Annotated in this window: 7 protein-coding genes; all 7 read right to left on the reverse strand. The window is 60.6% G+C overall.

All coding sequences use genetic code 11. The features are described 5' to 3' along the window. Positions 1-206 precede the first annotated feature (206 nt). Entirely contained in the window at positions 207-941 is a 735-nt protein-coding gene (gene fliP, locus ACIQ17_RS30975) for a flagellar type III secretion system pore protein FliP (protein ID WP_398473316.1), read from the reverse strand. Continuing rightward, the gene (locus tag ACIQ17_RS30980) at positions 938-1423 is read right to left on the reverse strand and encodes a flagellar basal body-associated FliL family protein (protein WP_398473317.1); all 486 of its coding nucleotides are present in this window, start codon (positions 1421-1423) and stop codon (positions 938-940) included. Before ACIQ17_RS30980 ends, fliP begins: the two co-directional genes overlap by 4 nt. Positions 1424-1435: 12 nt before the next feature. Continuing rightward, positions 1436-2131 (reverse strand): flagellar basal body L-ring protein FlgH, encoded by a 696-nt coding sequence (gene flgH, locus ACIQ17_RS30985; RefSeq protein ID WP_398473321.1) that lies wholly within the window; start codon positions 2129-2131, stop codon positions 1436-1438. A gap of 5 nt (positions 2132-2136) precedes the next feature. Beyond that, entirely contained in the window at positions 2137-2796 is a 660-nt protein-coding gene (locus tag ACIQ17_RS30990; RefSeq protein ID WP_398473318.1) for a MotE family protein, read from the reverse strand. A gap of 67 nt (positions 2797-2863) precedes the next feature. Continuing rightward, entirely contained in the window at positions 2864-3964 is a 1101-nt protein-coding gene (gene flgI, locus ACIQ17_RS30995; RefSeq protein ID WP_398473323.1) for a flagellar basal body P-ring protein FlgI, read from the reverse strand. After that, on the reverse strand, positions 3964-4428 hold the full coding sequence (gene flgA, locus ACIQ17_RS31000; protein ID WP_398473319.1) for a flagellar basal body P-ring formation chaperone FlgA: 465 nt from the start codon (positions 4426-4428) through the stop codon (positions 3964-3966). The genes flgI and flgA overlap by 1 nt, the downstream gene beginning before the upstream one ends. A 24-nt stretch (positions 4429-4452) precedes the next feature. Beyond that, the coding region (locus tag ACIQ17_RS31005) for a flagellar hook-basal body complex protein (RefSeq protein WP_398473320.1) at positions 4453-4728 on the reverse strand (276 nt) is incomplete at its 5' end.

Raw genomic sequence — 4728 nt, forward strand, 5'->3', positions numbered from 1 at the left:
GATTTGAATGTTTGCTGGGGACATACCGGACTTTCACCGGTACGACAGGGCGGCATCATGCCTTTGGAATTGTCGATGTCTGATCGACCCAACCTGTCGTGAATTGCAACCTATTCGCCAAACCTTACCCAAAGCTGAAATCGGCGAACGAGCCTATAGTTAACGGCGCTATCCTTATCGATTTATTTCGATGGCGCGCGGAATCACTATAAAAATGATTTCACGAGCCCCACAGACAGCAGATTCCAGCCGTCGATCAGAACGAAGAACAGCACCTTGAAAGGCAACGCGAACACCGTCGGCGGCATCATCATCATGCCCATCGACATCGTCAATGTCGCCACGATCATGTCAATCACGAGGAACGGCATCACGATCAGAAAGCCGATCTCGAAGGCGCGGCGCAGCTCGGACACCATGAAGGCCGGGATGATGATTCGCAGATCGATGCGCTGGCCATCGAGCTTTACCTTCAGACTTTCAGCCGCAAGATTTTCGAAGGTCTGGAGATCCTTCTCGCGGACATGCTGCAGCATGAAATCACGGAACGGATCGGTGATGCGCGTATAGGCTTCCTGCTCCGAGATCTCGTTCTTCATCAAGGGCTGCACGCCATTCTGCCACGCGCGATCGAAGGTCGGCGCCATCACGTAGAAGGTGAGGAACAGCGCAAGACTGATCATGATGATGTTCGATGGCGTCGTCTGCAGGCCGAGGCCGGTGCGAAGAAACGACAGTGCAACAATGAAGCGGGTGAAGCTCGTCACCATGATCAGAAGCCCCGGCGCCAGCGACAGCACCGTGAGCAGCGCGACCATCTGGATGATGCGGCCGCTGGCGCTCCCCTCGCCCTGGGGCAGCAACGACGACAAATCCGGAATCTGCGCCGCAGCTGCCGTCGGCAGCATGACGGCAACCAGAATCAGAAACGCGCGCGTCATTGCACCACCAGCGTCTCGATGATTAGCTCGCGGACCCTGCCGCCGGATCGTGTCACCGCGCGCTCGTTCAGATCCTCCCGGAGATACTGCAGTCCACGCGCGCCTTCGATCTGAGGTGCCGTCAGCGTCCGCAGATAGGACACGATGTCCTCGCCAACTTTCGCTGTCAGCGCATAAGCCTCTTCTTCGTTCAGCTTGTCGGTGACGATTGCCGCTTCCATCCGGATCCAGGAATTCGGTGGAGCCGCCAGGTTGGTCGTCACCGGCGAAATCTTGCGCAAGCGATCGGTGGGGTTGAAAGCAGACGTCACCGGCGTCTCCACCACATCCTTGCGGCTGTCCACGATCCGATCCACCGCCGACAACATATGAAAGCTCGCAAGCGTGCCGGCGCCAGCGGACAGTCCGGTCACCACCAGCAATGCGACCATCCATTGCAGGATACCGCGGCCCTGGCCTTCGCTCTCAACCTCATCAGCCATGGTCGATCCTCATCAGAACGGCGCGACCTGATCATAGACCTGCTGGCCCCAATTCGGCTGCTGCACTTCCATGATGCGACCGCGGCCACCATAGGAGATGCGCGCTTCGGCGATCTTTTCGTAGGGGACCGTATTGTTGCGCGCGACGTCGATCGGCCTCACGATGCCGCCGACATTGACGATGCGCATCTCGTAATTGACCCGCATCTCCTGCGAACCGCTGATCAGGAGATTGCCGTTCGGCATGACATCGACCACGACCGCGGCGATGGAGAACCGGACTTCCTCGGCGCGATCGATCTTGCCCGATCCCTTGCTCGACGACTGCGAGCTCACATTGGCGTCGAAGCTTCCGGCCGAGATCCATTTGGCCACGTCGGCGGCGTAGTCGGTGCCGAGCTTGATCTGCGCGTCGCGCGATCTGTCGGTCTTGTTGTCCAGGATGGCCTTGTCATTCATGACAACATTGACGGTGAGAATATCGCCGATTCTGGCTGCGCGGGGATCACGATAGAGATCCTTTCGCTCGTTCCAGATCGAATGGTGGCCAGTGCCACGATGGGCCCTTTTCTCCATTGGAATCCCGCGTGCATCGACCTGCAGCCCCTGTCCCACCGGAGACATTGTCGGGGCCTGACCGATCTCGGCGAGCTTATTGGCGCAGCCTCCAAGGCCAGGCAGCGCGACCGCAATGAGCAAAACTCTCAGCAACTTCATTTCCTGGCTTTCCCATCGTCGGTACGACGCATGCCGGCCAACGTATCGGCGAGATGCGCCCCGCGTGCCGGCTCCATTTCATTGAGGATCGCGCTCGCGACCCGAACCTTCAGCTTCGCCAGCACCGCGGCGGCGGTGTCGTCGGCCATGCTGGCGATCTGCTGCGCGGCAGCTTCCGGATTCATGCGCGAATAGATCTCGACGACATTCTCCTCGGCCTTCTTGAGGAAGTCCTCGCGCAGCTTCAGCCATTCCTCGTATTCGGCACGCTTGGCTTCGAGCTCGGCGATGCGCTGCTTCAGCTTCGACTCGGTGGCCTCCAGCTCCTTCTGCTGCCAGGCCACGCGCGCGTCGAGCGCCTGATCCGTGATGTTGCTGCAGAAGCGCGCAATGTCGGATTCCTGCGTCGCCGCCGCTTCCTTTTTGTCGACCGATCCCGTGGTCAATGGTGGCTCGGCAAACGTCTTTGCCGGCGCTTCCGGTTTGACCGCAACCTCCTGCTTCGGTGCAGATTTCTGGCGTTGCGACTGAGCGGCCCGCGTGAATTCGACGAGGTTCAGCGGCTTCGACAATTTCTGCGCCGGTTCAGCCAGCGCGAAATCCAAAGAGAATGCTGCAGAGAGTATGCAGATTGACCAATATGCTGCGCGCGACATTCGTGTTCTCGTGAGTCGGTTAAGCAAGCGTTGCACGTGCAGCCTTGTGCCACGCTGACCCGGCGCTCTACTGGATGACAAGATCGGCCTGAAGCGCGCCGGCCGCCTTGATCGCCTGCAGGATCGCGATGATCCCCTGCGGCTTGAGCCCGATCTGATTGAGGCCGCGCACCAGTCGCTGCAGGTCGGTGCCGCGCAGGATCGCGACCTTCGCGCCATTCTCATTGGCTTCGATGAAGGTCTGCGGCACCACGACGGTCTGGCCGTTGCGCGCGAACGGATTCGGCTGCGACACAATCGGTGCTTCAGTGATGCGGACCGACAGGTTGCCGTGGGTGACGGCAACGGTGGAGACCTGCACATTGCGGCCGATCACCACGGTGCCGGTACGCTCATCGACGACAACACGCGCAGGCGTATCCGGCTCGATCAGCAGTTCCTCGATCTCGGCAATGAAGCGAACCGGCGATGCACTGCGTGGCCGCTGCAGCATGACCGTGCGATAGTCTCGCTCAAAGGCAATATTGGTCTGATACCGGCCGCGGCCATAAGCATTGATCGCATCGATGATCCGTGTAGCCGTCGCATAATCCGGGTTCTTCAGCTCCAGCGTCAGATTGTGCATCTCGCTGAAGTCGCCTTTCACCTCGCGCTCGATCAGTGCGCCGTTCGGAATGCGGCCAGCGGTCGCAACACCCTGGCTGACGGTCTGGGCTGCGCCTTCCACATTGTAGCCGCCGACAGCGATCGCGCCCTGCGCAACGGCATAGGTTTCGCCATCGGCCCCGCGCAGCTGTGTCAGCACCAGTGTGCCGCCGAGTAGGGACGATGCATCACCCATGGACGAGATCGCCACGTCGATTCGCGAACCGCCGGCCGCAAACGGCGGCAAGTCGGCGGTCACCATCACGGCGGCGACGTTACGTGTGCGAAGTTGGGTGCCACGGATATTGATCCCCATATTGTCGAGCATCGATTGCAGCGACTGTTCGGTGAACGGCGCATTGCGCAGCGTATCGCCCGACCCCTTGAGACCGATGACCAGGCCGTAGCCGACGATCTGGTTCTCGCGCACGCCCTTCAGGCTGGCGACATCCTTGATGCGCACGGCCGCTTCTGCCGCCGAAACCGACAGTGCAAGCAACAAACCGCAGAGAAGGCGCAGCATCATCCGTTCTGAATCCGTACTGATCCGTCCGGCTGGACGATTCCGCGAATGGTCACGCCGGTATCGAGATTGCGCAGCTGCACCATCATGCCGGGGCTCGCCGATTGCAACGACGTCGCATAGCTGACGATGACGAGACCATCGTCCTCGACCAGGACCTTCACCACGGCACCGCGGGTGACGACCTTCTGGTCCTCGAGTCCGTTGATGGGAATGAGATGTCCGGCGTTCAATGTCCGTCGTGCGGTCCGCCCGACCAGCGCAGCGCGATCGTTGATGAATGCACTCGCGCCCTGGATATTGGGCGCGAAGTTGCGGTCCATGATCATCTCGTCCTTGATCACGTCGCCTGGATAGATCGTCGTCGCCGGCACCGGATATTTGACGGCTTCTTCCGCCGCCAGGGCGCCGCCCGCGAGCATGGCGCCCGCGAGCAGGAGGAAGGCGATCTTGAGGACGCGCATCGGACGGAGTTCCCGCATCAAGCGTTAGCGGAGGCCCTTGGAGACGGTCGACGCCATCTCGTCGGCGGCCTGAATGACCTTGGAGTTCATCTCGTAGGAGCGCTGCGCCGAGATCAGCTCGGTAATTTCCTTCACCGGATCGACATTCGAGCTCTCGAGATAGCGCTGGTGCAGCTTGCCGAAGCCGATGTCACCGGCGAAGCCGACGACCGGAACGCCCGAGGACAGCGTCTCGCGGTAGAGATTGCCACCCAGCGGTTCGAGACCCGCCTCGTTGGAGAAATTGGCCAGTTGCAGCTG

Origin of the sequence: Tardiphaga sp., from assembly GCF_044340795.1 — a bacterium.
Classification (GTDB): domain Bacteria; phylum Pseudomonadota; class Alphaproteobacteria; order Rhizobiales; family Xanthobacteraceae; genus Tardiphaga.

Coding starts and splice junctions, on each gene's coding strand:
- fliP (WP_398473316.1), bottom strand. CDS start 941: ATGACGCGCGCGTTTCTGATTCTGGTTGCCGTCATGCTGCCGACGGCA.
- ACIQ17_RS30980 (WP_398473317.1), bottom strand. CDS start 1,423: ATGGCTGATGAGGTTGAGAGCGAAGGCCAGGGCCGCGGTATCCTGCAA.
- flgI (WP_398473323.1), bottom strand. CDS start 3,964: ATGCTGCGCCTTCTCTGCGGTTTGTTGCTTGCACTGTCGGTTTCGGCG.
- flgA (WP_398473319.1), bottom strand. CDS start 4,428: ATGCGCGTCCTCAAGATCGCCTTCCTCCTGCTCGCGGGCGCCATGCTC.
- ACIQ17_RS30990 (WP_398473318.1), bottom strand. CDS start 2,796: ATGTCGCGCGCAGCATATTGGTCAATCTGCATACTCTCTGCAGCATTC.